Source organism: Variovorax sp. 10N412, assembly GCF_056394985.1.
On record NZ_JBFTIO010000006.1, the window covers coordinates 277026 to 296020 of the forward strand.

General features: G+C 66.0%; 13 protein-coding genes. 7 read left to right on the forward strand and 6 right to left on the reverse strand.

Annotation, left to right across the window (positions count from 1 at the left end; all coding sequences use genetic code 11):
* Positions 1-21: 21 nt before the first annotated feature.
* Positions 22-417, reverse strand: a complete 396-nt coding sequence (apaG, locus tag AC1DJH_RS17165) for a Co2+/Mg2+ efflux protein ApaG (RefSeq protein ID WP_435439050.1) — start codon at positions 415-417, stop codon at positions 22-24.
* A gap of 59 nt (positions 418-476) precedes the next feature.
* Here apaG and rpe point away from each other — a divergent pair, with 59 nt between their 5' ends.
* Complete coding sequence (gene rpe / locus AC1DJH_RS17170; protein ID WP_478186489.1) at positions 477-1172, forward strand: ribulose-phosphate 3-epimerase; 696 nt, start codon at positions 477-479, stop codon at positions 1170-1172.
* 3 nt (positions 1173-1175) lie between these two features.
* Here the strand turns inward: rpe and AC1DJH_RS17175 are convergent, their stop codons facing one another.
* Positions 1176-1433: a hypothetical protein gene (locus AC1DJH_RS17175; protein ID WP_478186490.1), complete on the reverse strand. Its 258-nt coding sequence runs from the start codon at positions 1431-1433 to the stop codon at positions 1176-1178.
* Between the two features lie 152 nt (positions 1434-1585).
* Here AC1DJH_RS17175 and AC1DJH_RS17180 point away from each other — a divergent pair, with 152 nt between their 5' ends.
* From AC1DJH_RS17180 to ligD, 3 genes are all read left to right on the forward strand, one after another.
* The gene (locus tag AC1DJH_RS17180) at positions 1586-2596 is read left to right on the forward strand and encodes a M14 family metallopeptidase (RefSeq protein ID WP_478186491.1); all 1011 of its coding nucleotides are present in this window, start codon (positions 1586-1588) and stop codon (positions 2594-2596) included.
* A 73-nt stretch (positions 2597-2669) separates the two neighbouring features.
* Positions 2670-3644: a non-homologous end joining protein Ku gene (gene ku / locus AC1DJH_RS17185; protein ID WP_478186492.1), complete on the forward strand. Its 975-nt coding sequence runs from the start codon at positions 2670-2672 to the stop codon at positions 3642-3644.
* 15 nt (positions 3645-3659) lie between these two features.
* The gene (gene ligD / locus AC1DJH_RS17190; protein ID WP_478186493.1) at positions 3660-6212 is read left to right on the forward strand and encodes a DNA ligase D; all 2553 of its coding nucleotides are present in this window, start codon (positions 3660-3662) and stop codon (positions 6210-6212) included.
* Positions 6213-6351: 139 nt separating this feature from the next.
* On the opposite strand, the gene AC1DJH_RS17195 is transcribed toward ligD, so the two are convergent.
* Positions 6352-7167: a transglutaminase-like domain-containing protein gene (locus tag AC1DJH_RS17195; RefSeq protein WP_472125176.1), complete on the reverse strand. Its 816-nt coding sequence runs from the start codon at positions 7165-7167 to the stop codon at positions 6352-6354.
* 347 nt (positions 7168-7514) lie between these two features.
* Here AC1DJH_RS17195 and AC1DJH_RS17200 point away from each other — a divergent pair, with 347 nt between their 5' ends.
* Positions 7515-7664, forward strand: a complete 150-nt coding sequence (locus tag AC1DJH_RS17200; RefSeq protein ID WP_435437749.1) for a hypothetical protein — start codon at positions 7515-7517, stop codon at positions 7662-7664.
* Between the two features lie 32 nt (positions 7665-7696).
* Positions 7697-9883 carry a catalase HPII gene (gene katE / locus AC1DJH_RS17205; RefSeq protein WP_472125173.1) on the forward strand — a complete coding sequence of 729 codons (2187 nt, stop codon included), beginning with the start codon at positions 7697-7699 and terminating at the stop codon, positions 9881-9883.
* A 36-nt stretch (positions 9884-9919) separates the two neighbouring features.
* Here the strand turns inward: katE and AC1DJH_RS17210 are convergent, their stop codons facing one another.
* The 3 genes from AC1DJH_RS17210 to AC1DJH_RS17220 form a co-directional block, all read right to left on the reverse strand.
* The gene (locus AC1DJH_RS17210) at positions 9920-11512 is read right to left on the reverse strand and encodes an SEL1-like repeat protein (protein ID WP_478186494.1); all 1593 of its coding nucleotides are present in this window, start codon (positions 11510-11512) and stop codon (positions 9920-9922) included.
* Positions 11513-11604: 92 nt separating this feature from the next.
* Positions 11605-13638, reverse strand: coding sequence for a phospholipase D-like domain-containing protein (locus AC1DJH_RS17215; protein ID WP_478186495.1), 2034 nt, complete (start codon positions 13636-13638; stop codon positions 11605-11607).
* A gap of 14 nt (positions 13639-13652) precedes the next feature.
* Positions 13653-16484 (reverse strand): type VI secretion system Vgr family protein, encoded by a 2832-nt coding sequence (locus tag AC1DJH_RS17220; RefSeq protein ID WP_478186496.1) that lies wholly within the window; start codon positions 16482-16484, stop codon positions 13653-13655.
* Between the two features lie 401 nt (positions 16485-16885).
* On the opposite strand from AC1DJH_RS17220, the gene AC1DJH_RS17225 reads away from it, so the two are divergent.
* Complete coding sequence (locus AC1DJH_RS17225) at positions 16886-18958, forward strand: CHAT domain-containing protein (protein WP_435488179.1); 2073 nt, start codon at positions 16886-16888, stop codon at positions 18956-18958.
* Positions 18959-18995 lie beyond the last annotated feature (37 nt).

Sequence of the window (18995 nt, forward strand, 5' to 3'; positions counted from 1 at the left end):
AAAAAGGGAGCGTCGTGGCGCTCAATGCAGGATGCGCGACACCGGGGTGCCGTCGACATCCGCTTCCAGCACGAACATCGGCACCGGCACGTCGAAGCGTTCGCCTTCCTCCGTCACCACCAGGAAGCTGCCATGCATGGTGCCGCTGGGCGCCTGCAGGCGGCAGCCGCTCGTGTAACGGAAAGATTCGCCGGGCGCCAGCAACGGCTGCTGGCCGATCACGCCGAGGCCCTTGACCTCTTGCGGATGGCCCGACGCGTCGTTGATGCGCCAGTGGCGGGCAATCAGCTGGGCCGCCACCGAGCCCGTGTTCGTGACGGTGATCGTGTACGAAAACGTGTAGATGTGGTCCTTCGGGGAGGACTGGTCGGCCAGGTAGCGCGGTTCGACCTGGACGCTGAAGGGGCTGTTTGACATGGGGCGCATGGTAACGGAGGCCTTTCGTCGGACTTCCATCGGCTGCGAGAATCGGGGACATGAGCACCCCGTTTCGCATTGCGCCCTCCATCCTGTCCGCCGACTTCGCGCACCTCGGCAAAGAACTGACCGACGTGATCGCGGCCGGCGCCGACTGGATCCATTTCGACGTGATGGACAACCACTACGTGCCGAACCTGACCTTCGGCCCGATGATCTGCCATGCGCTCAAGCCCTACGCCAAGACCGCCGACGGCACCCCGGTGCCCATCGACGTGCACCTGATGATCCAGCCGGTCGATGCGCTGGCCGCGTCCTTCGCGGAAGCGGGTGCCGACTGCATCAGCTTCCACCCCGACGCGTCGCCCCATGTGAACCGCAGCATCCAGGCGATCAAGGGCGCAGGCTGCAAGGCCGGGCTGGTGTTCAACCCGGGGCTGGGCCTGGAGGCGCTGGACTGGGCCATCGACGACATCGACCTGATCCTGATCATGAGCGTGAACCCCGGCTTTGGCGGCCAGAGCTTCATCGACTCGGCGCTGCGAAAGATCGAACTGGCGCGCAAGCGCATCGAGCAGAGCGGGCGCGACATCCGCCTTGAAGTGGACGGCGGCATCAAGGTCGACAACATCGCGCGCGTGGCCTCCGCCGGCGCCGACACCTTCGTGGCGGGCAGCGCGATCTTCAATGCCAAGGACTACGGCGCGGTGATCGCCGACATGCGCAAGCAGCTCCCCGGCGTTGCCGCGGCCTGAGCGTCAGCGCTTGACCTGCTCGTTGTAGACGCGGTCGGCCTCCGGGCCGCGGTCGGTGTCGACCACGCCGCGCTCCACGTCGTCATGGGCCTTGCGACCCACCTCGGACGGCTTGCCGTCCCGGGTCTGCTGGCTGTCCGACGACTGGTCGCGCTCGTTCGGCAGGCGCGGGGCCGGTTCGCCGCCTTGCTGCACCTTGGTCTTGCCGTCGTTCGCGTCCGCGGTCCTGTCGCTCGGCTGGGTCTTCGTCTTCGTGTTCATTGCGCTGCTCCTTGTGATTCGCTCCAGCGTGCCGCGAGCGCCCCGGCAGGGCGGTAGGACATGCAAGGCTGCCCCTGTAGGTGCGCGCTCGAACGCCATCGAATGCGCAGTGCCTTTGCGCAGTGCCATGGGGCTCCGCAATAATCCCCGGCATGTCCTCCGATCCTTTTGCCGGCGTGGCCACCGACAGCCTGCGCATCCACACTTTTGCCTCGCTGACCCCCGGACCGCGGTTGCTCGTGGTGGGCGGCGTCCACGGAGACGAAATCTCCGGCACGCTGGGCATCGAGCGCATCCTGGGTGAGTTCGACGCCGGCACGCTGCAGTTGCAGCGCGGCGAGCTCACCCTGGTGCCCGTGGCCAACCCGCTTGCGCGGCGCCGCCTGCAGCGCGAAGGCGAGCGCAACCTCAACCGGCTGTTTCGCCCGAGCGAACAGCCCGCCGACTACGAAGCCCGCATCACCAACGTGCTGGCCCCGCTGATCGCGCGCCACGAGGTGCTGCTCGACCTGCACTCCTTCCAGAGCGCGGGCGAGGCCTTCGCCATGATCGGCCCGCGCGACAACACCGGCACGCTGGAGCCCTTCGCCCGTTCGTTCGAGGAAGGCCAGCTGGCGCTGCACATCGGCACGCCCGTGGTGGTGGAAGGCTGGCTCGACATCTATGCCGCGAACCTGGCGCAGCGCGCGGGCGGCGCGCCTGCCGACGAGGCCGCGCTCGACTTCGGCCGCGGCACCAACGAGTACATCCGCAGCCGCGGCGGCTACGGCGTGACGCTCGAATGCGGCCAGCACCTGGACCCGCAGGCGCCCGAGGTGGCGTGGCGCGCCATTCGCCGCGCGCTGGCGCTGCTGGGCATGGCGGCGCTGCCGCCGGGGCTCTCGGGGGCGCCGGTGCAGGCGCCCCGGCTGCTGCGCCTGGCCAGCGTGACCGACCGCCTGCATGAAGAAGACAGCTTCGTGCGCGACTGGGCCACCTTCGACGAAGTGCAACGCGGCGAGCCCATCGGCATGCGCCACGACGGCACGCTGGTGAGTGCGCCCGACGACGGCTTCATCGTGTTTCCCAACGCCGTGGCGCTGCCCGGCACCGAGTGGTTCTACTTCGCGCATCCGAGCGAGCGGCAACTGGGGTCCGTGGCGGGTTCGACCGGCACCGCCTGACCGCGTCTGGGGCGGCGCTCCTACACCGGGCGGCCAGGGCAGGCGCAAAGTGCCATGCCGAAGGAGTGTGCCCATGCCCGTCTCTCAAAAATCCCCTGCGCCGCGCGTCCTCTGGAAAGGCGCGATCAGCTTCGGCCTGGTCCACATTCCGGTCGCGCTCTACTCGGCCACCACCGACCACGGCATCGACTTCGACTGGCTCGACAAGCGCACCATGGACCCGGTCGGCTACAAGCGCATCAACAAGAAGACCGGCAAGGAAATCGCGCGCGAGCAGATCGTGAAGGGCATTGCCTACGAAGACGGCGAATACGTCGTGCTCAGCGACAAGGAGATCGCGGCGGCCTACCCCAAGACCACGCAGACCATCGAGATCGAGACCTTCGTGCCGGTCGACGGCATTCCCTTCGTGTACCTGGAGCGGCCCTACTACGTGGCGCCCATCAACCGCGGCGCCAAGGTGTACGCCCTGCTGCGCGAGACGCTGCAGCGCAGCGGTCGCGTGGGGGTGGCGCGCGTGGTCATCCAGACCAAGCAGCACCTGGCCGTGCTGGTGCCGGTGGGCCCGGGACTGGTGCTGAACCTGCTGCGCTGGGGCGCCGACATCCGCCCCTGGGCCGACCTGCCGCTGCCCTCCGAAGACGTGAAGAAGGCGGGCCTGAGCGAGCGCGAGCTCACGATGGCCAGGCAGCTGGTCGAGGACATGAGCGCCGACTGGGACCCGAACGAATTCAAGGACGAGTTCAAGGACGAGATCCTGCGGCTGGTCGACAAGAAGGTGAAGGCCGGCCAGACCGAAACGGTGACGCAGCCCGAGCCCGAGGAAGGGCAGGCCGGCGAAGGCCGCGGCGCCAAGATCATCGACCTCACGGAGCTGCTGCAGCGCAGCCTGCGCAAGGGCGGCAGCAAGGCCAAGCCAACCGCTGACGACGACGAAGCGGAGGAGGGCGAAGCACCCCCTCCCAAGGCTGCCGCGAAGAAGCGCAAGCCGGCCGCGAAGGCGGCTGGCAAGACCGCCCCAGCCGCCAAGGCGCGCCGCGCCGCCTGACGCGGGCCGATCGCCATGGGCACCACCGCATCGGCCGCGAGCAAGGCGCTGGCGCGCTATCACGGCAAGCGCGACTTCACCCGCACGCCGGAGCCCAAGACTGGCGGCAAGGCGGGCAAGGGCGTGCTGTCTTTCGTCATCCAGAAGCACCACGCGAGTCATCTGCATTACGACTTCCGGCTCGAACTCGACGGCACGCTCAAGAGCTGGGCCGTGCCGAAGGGACCCTGCCTCGACCCGACGGTGAAACGCATGGCGGTGCATGTGGAGGACCATCCGATCTCCTATGCGGACTTCGAGGGCACGATCCCGCCCAAGCAGTACGGCGCGGGCTCCGTCATCGTCTGGGACCGCGGCGACTGGCTGCCCGACGGCGATGCGCGCCAATCGCTGGCCGCCGGCAAGCTCAAGTTCGAACTGCGCGGCGAGAAGCTGCACGGGCACTGGACGCTGGTGCGCATGCACGGCAAGGGCGACGAGTCGCACGAGCCGTGGCTGCTCATCAAGGAGCGCGACGGCGAGGCGCGGCCGATCGGCGACTACGACGTGCTCGAAGCGCAGCCCGCGAGCGTGATCACCGGGCTGGGCGTGGACGAGGTCGGCCAGCCGCCGAAGAAGGTCGCGACCAAGGCGCCCGCAAAGAAAACCGCTGCAAGGAAAGCTGTCGCAAAGAAGGCCGCCCCCAAGGCGGCGAAGAAAGTCGCGCTGCCCGCCACCCTGCAGCCCCAACTCGCCACCCTCGCGGCCTCGCCACCCGCATCGCCAGAGAACTGGCTCTACGAGCTCAAGTTCGACGGCTACCGCCTGCTGGCGCGCATCGACAAGGGCAAGGTGCGCTGCTTCACCCGCAACGGCCACGACTGGACCGCCAGGCTGCCCGCGCTGGCCAAGGCGCTGGCCAGGCTGCCCACCGATTCGGCCTGGCTGGACGGCGAGATCACCGTCGACGGCGAGAATGGCGCACCCGACTTCCAGGCGCTGCAGAACGCCTTCGACAGCGGCGCCACCTCGTCCATGGCGTACTGGCTGTTCGACGCGCCCTTTCTCGACGGCGAAGACCTGCGCGACCTGCCCGTCGAGGAACGGCGCGCGCGGCTGGCAAAGCTGTTGGGCAAGAAACCGCCCGCATCGCTGCGGCTGAGCGAGGCCTTCGACGTTTCGCCGCACGACCTGCTGGCCTCGTCCGCGCGCATCGGCTTCGAGGGCATCGTGGGCAAGCTGAAGGGCTCGCCCTATGTGTCGCGCCGCTCGGCCGACTGGATCAAGCTGAAGAACCAGCAGCGCCAGGAGTTCGTGATCGGCGGCTACACCGCACCCAAGGGTTCGCGTTCGGGCTTCGGTGCCTTGCTGATGGGCGTGCATGACGAGGCCACGGGACAACTGCGCTACTGCGGCAACGTGGGCACGGGGTTCGACGCGAACCGCCTTGCCGACATCAAGTCGCGCCTCGACAAGCTCGCCACCGAAACCTGCCCCTTCGAGCCCACGCCGGGCGGTGTGAAGGCGCAATGGGTCAAGCCCACGCTGGTGGCCGAGGTGGCTTTTGGGGAATGGACGCGCGACCACCGCGTGCGCCACGCGGTGTTCCAGGGCTTGCGTGCCGACAAGCCCGCGCGCGACATAAGCCGCGAACGGCCGCAGCCGGCCGGCGAATCCACACCATCACAAATGCGCAGGGGAGCAGGAACGCCCATGGCCCTCAAGATCACCCACGCCGACCGCGTGATCGACACGCACAGCGGCATCACCAAAGGCGAGCTCGCGGCCTATTACGACAGCGTGGCCGCGCTCATGCTGCCGCATCTGCGCGGGCGGCCCGTGTCGCTGGTGCGCGCGCCCGAAGGCGTGGGCGGGGAGCTGTTCTTCCAGAAGCACCTGCAGAACCGCGAGATCCCCGGCGTGAAGCTGCTCGATCCCGCACTCGACCCGGGGCATGAGCCGCTGCTGCAGATCGACACCAAGACAGGGCTGATCGGTGCCGCGCAGATGAACGTCATCGAACTGCACACCTGGAACGCCACCTCGCGCGCCATCGGCAAGCCCGACCGCATGACCTTCGACCTGGACCCGGGCGAGGGCGTGGCGTGGCCGCAGATCCAGGAGGCGGCGATGCTGGTGCGCACGCTGCTCGACGAGATGGGCTTGCCTTCCTTCCTGAAGACCAGCGGCGGCAAGGGGCTGCACGTGGTGGTGCCGGTGCGCCGCCAATACGACTGGGACACCGTCAAGGGCTTCTCGCAGGCGGTGGTCGTGCATCTGGCGAAGACCATTCCGCAGCGCTTCGTCGCCAAGAGCGGGCCGCGCAACCGGGTGGGCAAGGTGTTCGTCGATTACCTGCGCAACGGCTTCGGCGCGACGACCGTTGCCGCGTGGTCGGCGCGTTCACGGCCGGGGCTGGGCGTGTCGGTGCCTGTGGCGTGGGAAGAGCTGCCGGTGCTCACGAGCGCCTCGCAATGGACCGTGGCCAACGCGGCGGAGCGATTCGCCACCGGCAACAAGCCCTGGGAGGCGATGGAGCGCAGCCGCAAGGGGCTGGCCCCGGCGATGAGGCTGCTGGGCTACAAGTAGCGACTTGTCTTGCTCCCTCCCCTTCCGGGGGACGGTTGGGGTGGGGGCACGACGGCCTCAACCTTCTCACGGCGCTCGTTGGGCACTGCCCCATCCCAGCCTTCCCCCGGAAGGGGAAGGCGCAAGAAATCCAAGGCTGCTACAGCACTTCTTCCGTCGTCACATCGAAGCGCTGCAGCGTGTTCGCTCCGAACATCATCGTGATCGGCACGTCCGCCGCGTCGCGCCCGCGCGCGATCACGATGCGTCCGATGCGCGGCGTGTTGTGGCGCGCGTCGAAGGTGTGCCAGCGGTTGCCCAGGTACACCTCGAACCACGCGCTGAAGTCCATCGGGTAGCGCACCGGCGGAATGCCGATGTCGCCTAGATAGCCCGTCACGTAGCGCGCCGGAATGTTCATGCAGCGGCACAGCGTGATGGCCAGGTGCGCAAAGTCGCGGCACACGCCCGTTCCCTCGCGAAAACCCTCCAGCGCGGTGCGCGTGGCGCGTGCGTTCTGGTAGTCGAAGCGCAGGTGCCGGTGCACGAAGTCGCAGATCGCCTGCACGCGCGACCAGCCCGGCGCCACGTTAAGGAAGTTGGCCCAGGCGAACTGCAGCAGTTCGCTGTCGACCTCGCAGTAGCGGCTGGGCAGCACGAAGGGCAGCGTGGACACCGGCAGGTCGGCCGCCGCGTGCTCCATGGCGCCGAAATCGACGGGATCGGGCCAGCCGGTGTCGTACACCACGGCGTTGTTGCGCAACCGCACGCTGCTCACGCCGAACGGAATGTGCACGCGCGCGCAGTGGTTGTCGAAGCTGTCCTGGTAGTGGTCGGTGACCAGCGGCGGACTGATGGTGATGTTTTCCGGACCCTGCAGGTCCGCAGCCCGCGACGGATGGACCTGCAGCATGTAGATCAATGCCGTGGGCGCGGTCACGCCGAGTTCGATGTCGAAGCCGATCCTGATCTGCATGGGTGTCTTTCTTCCCTGGGTGATCCGGGCGGTGCGGCCGGCGCGCGAGACAAGGGACGACAAGCACGATTGATGCCGTCCCCTGCGATGTTCCGCGTCCATGCTATGCGACACAGCCCCGCGCGCCCCACGGCAAGGACGCGCGAACCCTCGTAGGCCGGGGCGATGTGCTGTCGGTGTGCTCCTACCGAAGCCGCACGTTTTCTCCCACAAATGGGGGAGGGCGGCCACTACGGGCTGCAGGCGGCACGAAACATAACCTTGCATTTCGCTTGCAGCCCCCCGATTGCAAGCAGTTCAACCCGCCGTTCGCCCGGTTCGTTCTGTTTGTTTCCTTGGAGGGAATCATGGACTTTGCTTCGCTTTTCGACACGCTCACCACCAACTGGGGCGACGAGATCCTCGTGTGGGCCGTCGCAGCCGTTGCGGGCTGCATCTGCCTGGTGGCCGTCGTCAACGTGCTCGACATGTTCCTCGACAACAACGAAATGGGCTGAGCGCCTTCCTCATGAAAGACTCCAGGTCCACGATGACGCCACAGAACAAGGCCGCAGCAGGCCGCCGCACCGGTGCCTCCAAGGCAAGCGATGGGGGCAACGCCAAGCAGCAGCAGCTCGAGGGCTTCACCACCGAGCATCCGGCGACGCTCACCACCAACCAGGGCCTGCAGATACCGGACAACCACAACTCGCTGAAGGCGGGTGTGCGCGGGCCGACGCTGCTCGAAGACTTCATCCTGCGCGAGAAGATCACGCACTTCGACCACGAACGCATTCCCGAGCGTGCCGTGCATGCGCGCGGCTCGGCGGCGCACGGCTACTTCCAGGTCTACAAGTCGATGTCGCAGTTCACCTGCGCCGACTTCCTGCAGGACCCGGATGCGAAGACGCCCGTTTTCGTGCGCTTCTCTACCGTGGCCGGCTCGCGCGGCTCGGCCGACACGGTGCGCGACGTGCGCGGCTTCGCCGTCAAGTTCTATACCCGCGAAGGCAACTACGACCTCGTGGGCAACAACATTCCGGTGTTCTTCATCCAGGACGCGATGAAGTTCCCCGACCTCATCCACGCCGTCAAGCCCGAGCCGCACCACGAGATGCCGCAGGCTGCGAGCGCGCACGACACCTTCTGGGACTTTGCCTCGCTGATGCCCGAGAGCACCCACATGCTGATGTGGGCCATGAGCGACCGCGCCATTCCGCGCAGCCTGCGCATGATGGAGGGCTTCGGCGTGCACACCTTCCGCTTCATCAACAGCCGCGGCGAGAGCCACTTCGTGAAGTTCCACTGGAAGCCCAAGCTCGGCATCCACGGCCTGGTGTGGGACGAGGCGCAGAAGATCGCTGGCAAGGATGCGGACTTTCACCGCCGCGACCTGTGGGAAGCCATCGAGAACGGCCACTTCCCCGAATGGGAGCTCGGCGTGCAGATGATCCCGGCCGACAAGGAGCATTCGCTCGGCTTCGACCTGCTCGACCCCACCAAGCTGATCCCCGAGGAAATGGTGCCGGTGCAGAAGATCGGCCGGCTGGTGCTCAACCGCAACCCCGACAACTTCTTCGCCGAGACCGAGCAGGTGGCCTTCCACCCGGGCCACGTGGTGCCGGGCATCGACTTCAGCAACGACCCGCTGCTGCAGGGCCGCCTGTTCTCGTACACCGACACGCAGATCTCGCGGCTGGGCGGCGCCAACTTCCACGAGCTGCCGATCAACAAGGCCGTGTGCCCGTTCCACAACATGCAGCGCGACGGCATGCACCGCCAGAGCATCGCGCGCGGCCAGGTGGCCTACGAGCCCAACACGCTGGGCAGCGGCACCGAGTTTCGGGTGGACGGCGGCAGCAACGGCTTCCAGTCGTTCCCCGAGGAGATCGATCCGCCCAAGGTGCGCCGCCGCAGCCCGTCGTTCGACGACCACTTCACGCAGGCACGCCTGTTCTTCAACAGCCAGAGCGCGCCCGAGAAGGAGCACATCATCGCGGCCTTCCGCTTCGAACTGTCCAAGCTCGAAGTGCCGGCCATCCGCCAGCGCATGGTCGACAACCTGGCCCACGTGGACGAGAAGCTCGCACGCCGTGTGGCCGAGCCGCTGGGCATCGGCGAGCCCGATGCCAAGGCCGCTGCCGGCCGCGCGGGCTTTCGCGACCACCGCATGTCGCTGCCCATCGACGAATCGCCGGCGCTCAGCATGGCCGACACCGGCGACGGTTCCATCCGCACCCGCAAGATCGCCATTCTGGTGGCCGACGGTGTCGATTCGGCCTCGCTGAAGCCGATTCGCGAGGCGCTCGAACAGGCCGGCGCGCAATGCAAGGTGGTGGGCCCGCGCCTGGGCACCGTGGCCAGCGCGTCGAAGCGGCAGATCGATGTCGACATGACCTTCTCGAACACGCCCTCGGTGATGTTCGACGCCGTGCTGGTGCCCGCGGGCAGCGAAGCCGCCGCAGCGATGGGTGGCATAGGCGACGCGGTGCACTTCGTGCTGGAGGCCTACAAGCACTGCAAGGCGATCTGCACGGTGGGCGAGGGCGTGAAGCTGCTGTCGTCGTTGGGCATCACGCCGGAGTCCGAGGCGCCGGCCGGTGTCGTCGTGGCGGCCACTCCGGTCACCAACATGGGCGACACGACGGCTGCGGCGCAGGTGGCGAGCGACTTCATTGCGGCGATCGCGAAGCACCGACATTGGGACCGGGCCAATGTCGACGCGGTGCCGGCATAGGCAAAAGGGCGCGGGAGAGAAGCGGAAGCGAATGGGCTAACGTTCGATCGGGGCCAACGTCACATGCACATGCCCCGAGGCGTCCGTCTGATTGGCATCGCCGATCCAATCCCATCGGATGTCCCCGGCTGCCACCGCGATCCCGCCTGCTCCGCGTAGCGCGGTTGGCACCGGGAACGGCTGGCCCTTTTCCATGTACGTTTGCTGCCCCTGCCCCTGCCCCTGCCCCTGCCCCTGCCCCTGCTCATGGAATACCGCGTGCTGCGCGTGTTCCTTCTTCAAGCGCGCATGCCAGATGCCGGTCTGCGGACAGAGAACGGTCCCGCTGCAGCTGCGGGGCACTTCCGGTGCCGGCACGTATCGCGCAATGCCCTGTGCGACATGCGGATTGATCGACAAGGCTTGCTGAACCGGAATGCCCTTGTAGTGCCAGGTCACTGCGCCATACCCCGGGGGTATTTGTTCGGCCAGATCGGGGAGGGCCTCGCCGCGTTTGAAATGCTTGGGCACCTGTGCTGCGTTCCAGTCGAGTTGCCAGTCACCCCGCACCACATCGATCCGAGGTTGCCAGTAGCCGGTGAAGTGAGCGTGCTGTTTGGCTGTGAAACCCCATGGTCTGCCGTGGCTGTCGCAGGCGTTCTCGCCGGGCGGCGATGTGACGTTGCTCGCTAGCACGTAGCCTTGAGCAATGTGTGCACGGCCGGTGCGGTTGGCCCCTGGTGTGGCGGGCGTTGGTTGCTTGACGATGACCGCTTTCGCTGCGTCGATCAACGTCGCGCGTTTGCCGTCCCAGAAGGGCAGCGCAGCGGGCGGCAGGGGAAGGACCTTGTCGAGATTTGGGAGACGAAGGTCTGGGTTGAGCTCGAGGGCCTCGTAAAACGTGCTGTAACGCTCAGCACGAGCCTGATCAATCAAGTTGCTGGTAAGCGGATCCTGATTTCTAAAGCTTGACGACAAGTAGCCAGCTGCGTCCTTGCTGCCAAATTTCACGCCTTCGTGAAGGACAACGAGCGCCCGGTCATAGTCTTTGTCGATATCCAGCGTTTGCCCAAGCCTGTACGCTGCTTCCCCAAATCCCTGCGCAAACGCGCACTCCAACATCTTGAGTCCCACGATGCGATTGCCCCAAACGCCCATCTGTGAATCGTCATAGGCGGCGTCGAGTTTGTTGCCGAGATATGTCTGCGCCGCGGGATTACCCATGTCCGCTGCGAGTTGCCAGAACCCGTAAGCCCGATCGATGTCCGGGTTGACCCCGATGCCGCGCCGGTGGTAGGTGCCCATCTTGTCGAAGGCGCTCGGCACCCCCTGTTTCATCAATCCTTCAACGATCAGCACTGCTCGTTCTGTATCCCGTTGCACACCCAGGCCGCGCTCAAGCAAGCCCGCAAGATTCATCGCGGCCTTCCAATGGCCCTCGGCTGCGGCCTGCTCCCAAAGCTGAGCCGCCTTCTTGTAGTCGCGCTGGTCGGGCCAGAGTCCGTTGCTGGTCACCGCCATTCCTTGCTGGAACAGCATTTCCGATTCGTTCGTGATCGCTGGCAGTTTGGACGCTTCGTGCATGCATATGAAATCGAGCCGGTGCGGGTTGAAGGCCTTGAGGTTCATGTTGCGGGGAAGATCATTCATGGCGCAGGCGGTCAGGGTGAAGAGAACAAACAGCGCTGCGCATGCTGCGCGCGGCTGAGCGGTGTTGCAAATACGGGGTAGCTTCAAGGTGATTAACCCAAGCGAATGGTGCTTGTGCGTTCGTCGTTGAATGCGACAAGAAAGCAGGACGGAGTTTCGCCGCGGACTTTCTTCTTAAAGTTGGTGCTGGCCTCCTTGTGCCAATCTTGAAACGTCTGAAACATCACCTTCTGATCCGTCGCATTCCCCCCCGAAAACTTCCCGTCGGTATGCTGCCCCCACACCCGCTCGCGCAGATTCGCAGCCGTGACCGCATCGTCGCTTGCGATGTTGATCTCGCTGTCCACCGCAAAGCTGCGCAGGTTCAGGTTGGCACTGCCCAGTGTGAACATGCTGTCGTCGATGATCATCAGCTTGCTGTGGATGTAGATCTCGCGATAGCGCGCCTTGTAAAGCTTGTCGCTCATGCTCTTGATGCGTTGGCGGTTCAGGCTGATGTCTTGCCCGCTCTTGTCGTACGTCGAGGTGCTGCTCCACTCTTTGAGCCTGCCCAGGTCGTCTTTCTGCTTGCTCTGCCAATTCGGATCGAAAGTCCACAGGCTGGCCACCAACGTGCGCATGGCGAACTGGCCCTCCAGCTCCTTGCGTGCCGTCTCATCGTCCTTGCCGCCGCCCGCGTCCTTGTAGGCCTGGGCAATGCTGGACAGGGGAGCCGGCGGTGGAATCGTGAGGGGATCCTTGCTTCGCCTGCGGGCTTCCTGCACGGCTTCGTAGCGCGCGATTTCTTCTTCCACCATCTTCGCCTGATTGGGCATGGACGAACCATGCCCCAGCTCCGTCACGGTGTTGTGTGTTCGCGGCACCATCTGCGCGCGTTCCGGCGTGGGCGTCACGACCATCACATGCAGCTTGGGCACGTCGGCCATGTCGAGCTTGCCTTTCTGGCAACCTGCGACTTGCTCCGCACGCAGGCGCTTGAGTTCCTTGACCCAGTCAGCGTGCTGGAAGTACTGGTTCTCTACATACAGATAGTGGCGCGCAAAGCTGATCGCGTGGTCATAGAGGCGGTGGATGGACTTCTCGCTGCCGTCCTCGGCAGGCAAGGTGCGCAGGATCTGCGCGCTCTGGCGCGGAGCGACCAAGTTCCTGGTTAGGTTCGCAGGCGTCGCCTTGAAATCGAACTTGCGGTTCACGTTGCTGCCCGCGCCTTTGCCTTTGGCTCCGGCCTTGTTCCAAGCCTCGGTGAAGTTCTTGCACACCACCGCCAGCACTTCGCCCTCGATACGGCAACCGTAGTCCTGGTAGGGCTTGAGCCCGGGCTCTGCGTCGTTCGCACCCTCCCAGCTTTTGCCGCGTCGGGGGTCGTCGAACTTGTGTGACGTGGTATCCCAGTAGTCGGTGACCGAGTTCAGTCCGAGCACATAGCCGCAGGGCCTTTCGCCCTCGTAGTCGATGACGATGGTCTTCTGGTGATGCGTGGCCAGGTACTCGAAGCCCAGGCGCTCGATGCGGCCCAGGCCTTTGGCGCTCGCTTCGCCCTGCAGACTGGCCATCACGTCGGCATGAACGCCGCCGCGCGTGCGCAGCGACAGGGCGTTTTGGCGTCCCGCCACAACATCCCTGTACCAATGCGAATTGAATATTTCCCGTCGATCACGCAAGGAAGGAGATGGAGGAAACAACAAACCCGGCTTGCTGTGTTCATAGAGCGACTCAGACTTGTAGCCCGGCATGTTGTTCACAGCGGCGCTGCCAATGAAGTCGTACCACACGAGCAGACGCACCTGCACCGGCTTTCCATTGTTGAAATCGCCTCGCGCAGCGCCCAGCAACAGATCGCCCCAGGTTTCGCCGCGCGGCCAGTGGTCGGCCGTGCCGCGTGTGAGCTCCATCGCCGGATCGAAGCCCCAGCAGACGAGGTCGATGCTGTGCTGTGCTTTTCGTATGTCGGCGGCGATCTGTTTGAAAGTTTCTTCGCCGCAGATGTAGAGGCGCAGATTGTTGTGCTGAAGTACCGGCGATTTCTCGTCCTCGCCCTTCTTCTCCAGGAGCCATTGCGCGCTGCCGATGGCGGTGCCTGTGCCAGTGCACAAAGGCACCGTCGATGTGTGCTGGGTGTCGTTCACGGGTCGCGGGTCGCTCATGAGTTGCCTTCTTTGTCGCGGTGCCGCAGGTAGTGCTGCATCCGGTTTCTGTTTTCACCGTGAGCCGCGCGATACCCGGAGGCAGCGAGCCTGTCATCGTCGGATTCAATTCCTGCCCTGACGGGCAACTCGTATTCGTTGCCGTTGGCAAGGCGCACCTTGTAGGAGCCCGTATCGCTCTGATGGTCTTCAATGAGGACTCGCCCATCGGCATCGGTGATGCCGTCGGCCACCTTCGCGCCGTCCTTGTACAAGGTGTAGGGCTCCAATCCGAGAGGCCGGCCGTCTTGCGCGTGCGAAAGAAGCACGAAGCTCAGCGCCCCTTTTTCCTTGAGGTCCAGGTTCGACATGCCACTCGCCGACCGGGTGGGTGCGTTCTTCGGCCCGACCATGCTGTGCGCGGCGGCGTATTCCACATGCTTGCCGGAGGTGGCATCTTCGATGCCTGCGGCATTCAGGCGTATCGTGCTTCCGCCGCCATTGAGAACGAGTTCCTCCTTGGCGGTGATGGTGATTCGGTTGGCGACTTGAACGATATCGAGCTTGGCCAGGATGTTGATGCTCTCCTTGAGCGCCTTGATGTCGATGTTGCCCCCGAATGCGAAGAGCCTCATCCCTGCCTGGTAGGCAAAGAGCCGAACCGCCTGCTTGGCACTGACCAGGAAGCTCTGGGCTGCGGAGATGCTGGTGTGCCCTCCGCTGGTCAGTGCGTTGTGCTTGGCGCTGGCGATATGGGTGGACCGCGACGTGGTGGTCTCGATGCCTGCGGGGCTGGCCAACACGAGATGCGGGTCGGCCAGCTCGGGGAAGCGATCTTTGCTTGCCGGGGCGCCGCCTTTGATGGCGTCGTTCTGCGCCTTCAGGGCCTGGGTGACTTCGTCCTGATCTCCCAAGGAATGCGCCTCGGCCTGCAGCGCCGATCCGGACAAGCCCTCGTGCTGTTCGCGGGCCTCTGTCAGCCGTGCCACTGTTTCGCCCATGTCGGTGATGTGGGCCCTGGCGTTGGCTCGCCCCTCGGTGGTGAGCAACAGACCCTGGGCGGCACGAATGGCGCCATGACCATCGGTGCGCAGTTCCAGGCCTTCGCCCCGAAGGTCCTTGCGCCCCGCGTTGTCCTCGATGCGCGTGATGTGCCCCAGGCTCAGCTGGCTGTGCTGGTGGTCGCTCTTGAGCTGCGCCTGGATCTTGCCGGCCGTGTCGTCGAGCGCGAGGTGGTTGCTGCGCCCGGCTGCGCTGTTGCCACCTTCCTCGGTCAGCTCCCGGCTTCGAAAACCCGACAGCGCCTGCTGGCCCGGCAACGCCCATGGCGGCAGGTTGTTCTGGTTGTAAGGCCGCCCGGTGCAGATCGGCAGGTCCGGATCGCCGCCGTAGAAATCGACGATCACCTCTTGGCCGATGCGCGGAATCTGGACGCCACCCAGCTGGTTGCCCGCCCACGGACTCGACACCCGTATCCAGCAGGTGCTGTGCTGGTTCTTCTGGCCGATGCGGTCCCAAGGAAACTGCACCTTGATGCGGCCGAGTTCGTCGGTCCAGATGTTCTGCCCGGCAGGCCCTACCACCAATGCGGACTGGGGACCGCGGGTGAACGGCTTGGGTTGCGTGGGCGCCGGACGCAGCGGCTCGGCCATCGGGTGCGCAGTGAAATCGACCTCGACCTTCCAGTGCTGCTTTCTGCCGGGTGCGGCATCCGGAATTTGACTGTCCTGCCCAACGTCTTCGATCAGGAGCTGGGTATCCAGGACCAGGTACTCGGTGTTGGCCTTCTCGCGCGGGTGCTTCTGCAACTGGAAACTGCAGCCCGGAACCATGCCGCGCAGGTTGCCGCCGGCCTTGGCACGGGCACCGTGCGTGCGCAGCGCCTGCATGCGCAGCAGGGCCAACTGGCGGCCTTCGCCCTGCGGGTCGTTGGGCTCGGCACTGCCTGCCTTGGGCTGTGCGCAGTGGCTGCCACCCCGGTCCGCATGCCATTGGTAGACCTCGCCATCGGACTGCCCGGTCGGACGCGGGTCGCTGCGCCCGATGCTCAAGTCGGCCCTCGGCCGCGTGTAGTCGTAGTCCCGGCTGGCGTACCGCCCGCTCGTCAGCTGGTTTTGGGGCACGAAACTGTGGATGTACTCGGCATCGATCTTCCAGCCCGGCGCGTGGTACTCGACCTCCTGGTACGCAGCGCTGTCGTTCTTCTTGTACGCCCCCATGTTGTCGATGAGCACCAGGCGCTGCCTGTCTTCGCCGTGCTCGAAGAAGTAGCTGATGCCCCATTCCTCGCACAACCGGCTGAAGAACTCGAAGTCGTTTTCGTTGTACTGAACCTGGTAGTCGCGCATCGGATAACTCTCGATCAGACGCTTGTCGACAGGGAAGTCGTAGCCGCCCAGCAGTTCATCGAGGATCTGGACGACGGTCTTGTTCTGGAAGATCTTGCAGTCGGTGGTGAGCGTGGCCAGGTGAAGCCAGGGGCGCAGCGTGAGCTTGTATTGCACATGGCGGCCTTCCTCGCCCAGCAGGCACGCGTCGGTGATCAGGGCGTTGATCTGGCGCACGCCCGCGCCGACATGGCCGATCGACGCACCCACGATGCCGGCAACGAACTGGCCCGCACCATCGAGCTGGACCGAACAGCAGATCTCGCGGCCGATGAATCCATCGAGATCGAAATCCATCGCGCCGCTGGCGCCGAGGTTCAGCGCATCAGGGGTCTTGAGCAATAGCTCGTAATCGAACAATGAGTTCAAGCCCTCGCGCCCTGACAAGCGAACGGGCTCCAGCGCAGGCTGTTCAAGAAAAAGAGGGATCGCGCTGGCGCGAACAGTGAGCGTGCGGGGCATCGGCGTCTTCCGTGACAGGAGAAGAAGCCGCGCAGTTTGCGAGAACCCATCCACTCACACTGCTAACAATGGTCACCCCGCCCAGGAATCGGCCTGTCCCTGCGAATTCAACGCGCAATGTGTGACGTACTGGACATTGACAAGTCAACTCTCCGATCCGGGTCGTAGTCCGTTTGCGCTAGACCTTCTTGCGAATAGCCGCCGCAGGAACCCCCTCCTAGACTTTCCCCACGAGGCCTGAACGGCGCGCACTTCTGCGACGCCGGCGGCCCGCCTCCGGCGGGCACACATGGGCCATGTGCGGGGGTCCAATGGTTTGGTTTTCGAGATGGGGATGTGCGCGCCCGGCGCTTCGCCGTGCGCGTGTCGCTGGCGAACTGGGTCTTGCGTTCCTGCTGGCCATGGGCTTCGGCCCGTGGGCCTGGGCGCAGCAGCAGCCTTCGGCGCAGGCCGTGTCGAACGCCGAGGCCGCAGGCAACCGCATGGAGCAGGCCCGGCTCGACGACACCGACAACCTGCTGGCACTGACCAGCCAGGGCGCCGTGCTGTACGGCGAGGACGCGGTCAAGCTCTCGGGCTACCAGTACTGCAGCCAGGCGGTCGCACTGGCCGAGGCCGGCGAGTTTCGCCAGAGCGTGCGTGCCGCCAGCAAGGCGCTGCACCTGGCCGGCGCCACCAACGACCCCAACCTGCTGGCCATGGCCAACCGGGACCTGGCCATCGTCTACAGCTACTCCGGCCAGCTCGAGAAGGCCGAGGAGTTCGCGCGCGAAGCGCTGCGCCACCCGGCCCGCGACCCGAAGCTGGTGGTCGGCCCGGTGCAGAAGGTGATCGGCGACGTGCGCACGCGCCGCGGCGATTTCGCGGGCGCCGTGCTCAGCTACGACGAGGCGCTGGCCAACAGCTCGGCGCGCTACGCACCGCTGGTGCAGGCCTCGCTGGTCAACGCGTTGATCGAGTCGGGCGATCCGGTGCGCGCACGGCAGGTGCTCGGCACCATGGCGCAGCCCAAGGATGCCCCCCTCACCGCCTTGCTCGACCGCACCCGCGCACGCCTGCTGCTGGCCGAGGACAAGCCGGGCGAGGCGCGCGACATGTACCGCGCGCTCACCGCGCGCCAGGTCGGCGCCGACACCGAGTACTACCGCCTCTGGGCCTGGGACGGCGTGGCGCGCAGCGAACTCGCACTGGGCCAGAAGCAGGCCGCCGCCGAGGCCGTGGGCCGTGCGCTGGGCGACGTCGACAAGGTGCGTGCCAAGTTCCGCAGCGAAGAATTCAAGATGGGCCTGTTCTCCGACCTGCAGTCGGTGTTCGAGCGCGGCGTGGCCATCTACAGCGACGCGGGCGATGCGCGCCAGGCCTTCGAGGTGAGCGAGCACAGCCGTTCGCGCGCGCTGCTCGACGCGGTGCGCGGCCGCGCGAAGATCAGCGAGCAGGCCGCCACCACCATCGACCTTGCCGCGCTGCAGCGCACGCTGGCGCCCGACGAGCGCGTGGTGCAGTTCCACGCGCTGCCCGACCGCCTGGTGGTGTGGATCGTGAGCCCGGACGGCATCGCCGAGAAGACGGTGGCGGTGAAGCGCGACGACCTCACCGAGCTGGTCGAGACCTTCCGCAACTCCATCGTGCGCGGGCGCCGCACGGCCATCGCCAACGCCGACAAGCTGGGCGCCGCGCTGCTCGGCCCGCTCGGCCTGGTGCCGGGGCAGCGGCTGATCGTGGTGCCGCACGGCCCGCTGCACTACCTGCCGTTCCAGGCGCTGCGGCTGGACGGCCGCTACATCATCGAGACGCACCCGGTGGCCGTGGCGCCGTCGATCAGCATCGCGGTGCAGCTGGCGCAGCGCACGCCGCGCGTGAACGCCGCGCTGGTGGCCTTCGGCAATCCGCGCATCGAGGACAAGTACGACCTGCCCGGCGCCGAGACCGAGGTGAAGCAGCTCGCGCAGCTGTTCCCGCGCAACACGGTGTACATGGGCGCGGCCGCCACCAAGACCCAGTTCCGCGACGTGGCCGCGCGCTCGCCGCTGATGCACGTGGCGGCGCATGCGGAGGCCGACGCGGTCGATCCGCTGTACTCGCGCATCCTGCTGGCCAACGAGGGCGGCAAGCAGAACTTCCTGGAAGCCCACGAGATCCTTGGCCTGCCGATGGACGGCACCGCGCTGGTCACGCTGTCGGCCTGCGAGTCGGGCCTGGGGCGCATCGCGCAGGGCGACGAGGTGCTGGGCTTCACACGCTCGTTCCTCTCGGCCGGCAGCTCCAGCCTGATCGCGTCGCTGTGGCCGGTGTCGGATGACGCAACGGCGGTGCTGATGAGCACGCTCTACGGCGAGCTGGCGAAGGGCCGCGACATCCAGAAGGCGATGCAGGCCGGGCAACTCGCCGTGTTGAAGGACCCGAAGATGTCACACCCCTTCTTCTGGGCGCCGTTCAACCTGATCGGCAACTGGCGCCTCACCGTGGGGAGCTGACCACATGTTGCCCGCCCCCCGAAAAAGAAGAACTGCC

What these genes read in the sequence shown, in the direction of transcription:
- apaG (WP_435439050.1), bottom strand. Translation starts at nt 417, where the DNA reads ATGTCAAACAGCCCCTTCAGCGTCCAGGTCGAACCGCGCTACCTGGCC.
- rpe (WP_478186489.1), top strand. Translation starts at nt 477, where the DNA reads ATGAGCACCCCGTTTCGCATTGCGCCCTCCATCCTGTCCGCCGACTTC.
- AC1DJH_RS17175 (WP_478186490.1), bottom strand. Translation starts at nt 1,433, where the DNA reads ATGAACACGAAGACGAAGACCCAGCCGAGCGACAGGACCGCGGACGCG.
- AC1DJH_RS17180 (WP_478186491.1), top strand. Translation starts at nt 1,586, where the DNA reads ATGTCCTCCGATCCTTTTGCCGGCGTGGCCACCGACAGCCTGCGCATC.
- ku (WP_478186492.1), top strand. Translation starts at nt 2,670, where the DNA reads ATGCCCGTCTCTCAAAAATCCCCTGCGCCGCGCGTCCTCTGGAAAGGC.
- ligD (WP_478186493.1), top strand. Translation starts at nt 3,660, where the DNA reads ATGGGCACCACCGCATCGGCCGCGAGCAAGGCGCTGGCGCGCTATCAC.
- AC1DJH_RS17195 (WP_472125176.1), bottom strand. Translation starts at nt 7,167, where the DNA reads ATGCAGATCAGGATCGGCTTCGACATCGAACTCGGCGTGACCGCGCCC.
- AC1DJH_RS17200 (WP_435437749.1), top strand. Translation starts at nt 7,515, where the DNA reads ATGGACTTTGCTTCGCTTTTCGACACGCTCACCACCAACTGGGGCGAC.
- katE (WP_472125173.1), top strand. Translation starts at nt 7,697, where the DNA reads ATGACGCCACAGAACAAGGCCGCAGCAGGCCGCCGCACCGGTGCCTCC.
- AC1DJH_RS17210 (WP_478186494.1), bottom strand. Translation starts at nt 11,512, where the DNA reads ATGAATGATCTTCCCCGCAACATGAACCTCAAGGCCTTCAACCCGCAC.
- AC1DJH_RS17220 (WP_478186496.1), bottom strand. Translation starts at nt 16,484, where the DNA reads ATGCCCCGCACGCTCACTGTTCGCGCCAGCGCGATCCCTCTTTTTCTT.
- AC1DJH_RS17225 (WP_435488179.1), top strand. Translation starts at nt 16,886, where the DNA reads ATGGGCTTCGGCCCGTGGGCCTGGGCGCAGCAGCAGCCTTCGGCGCAG.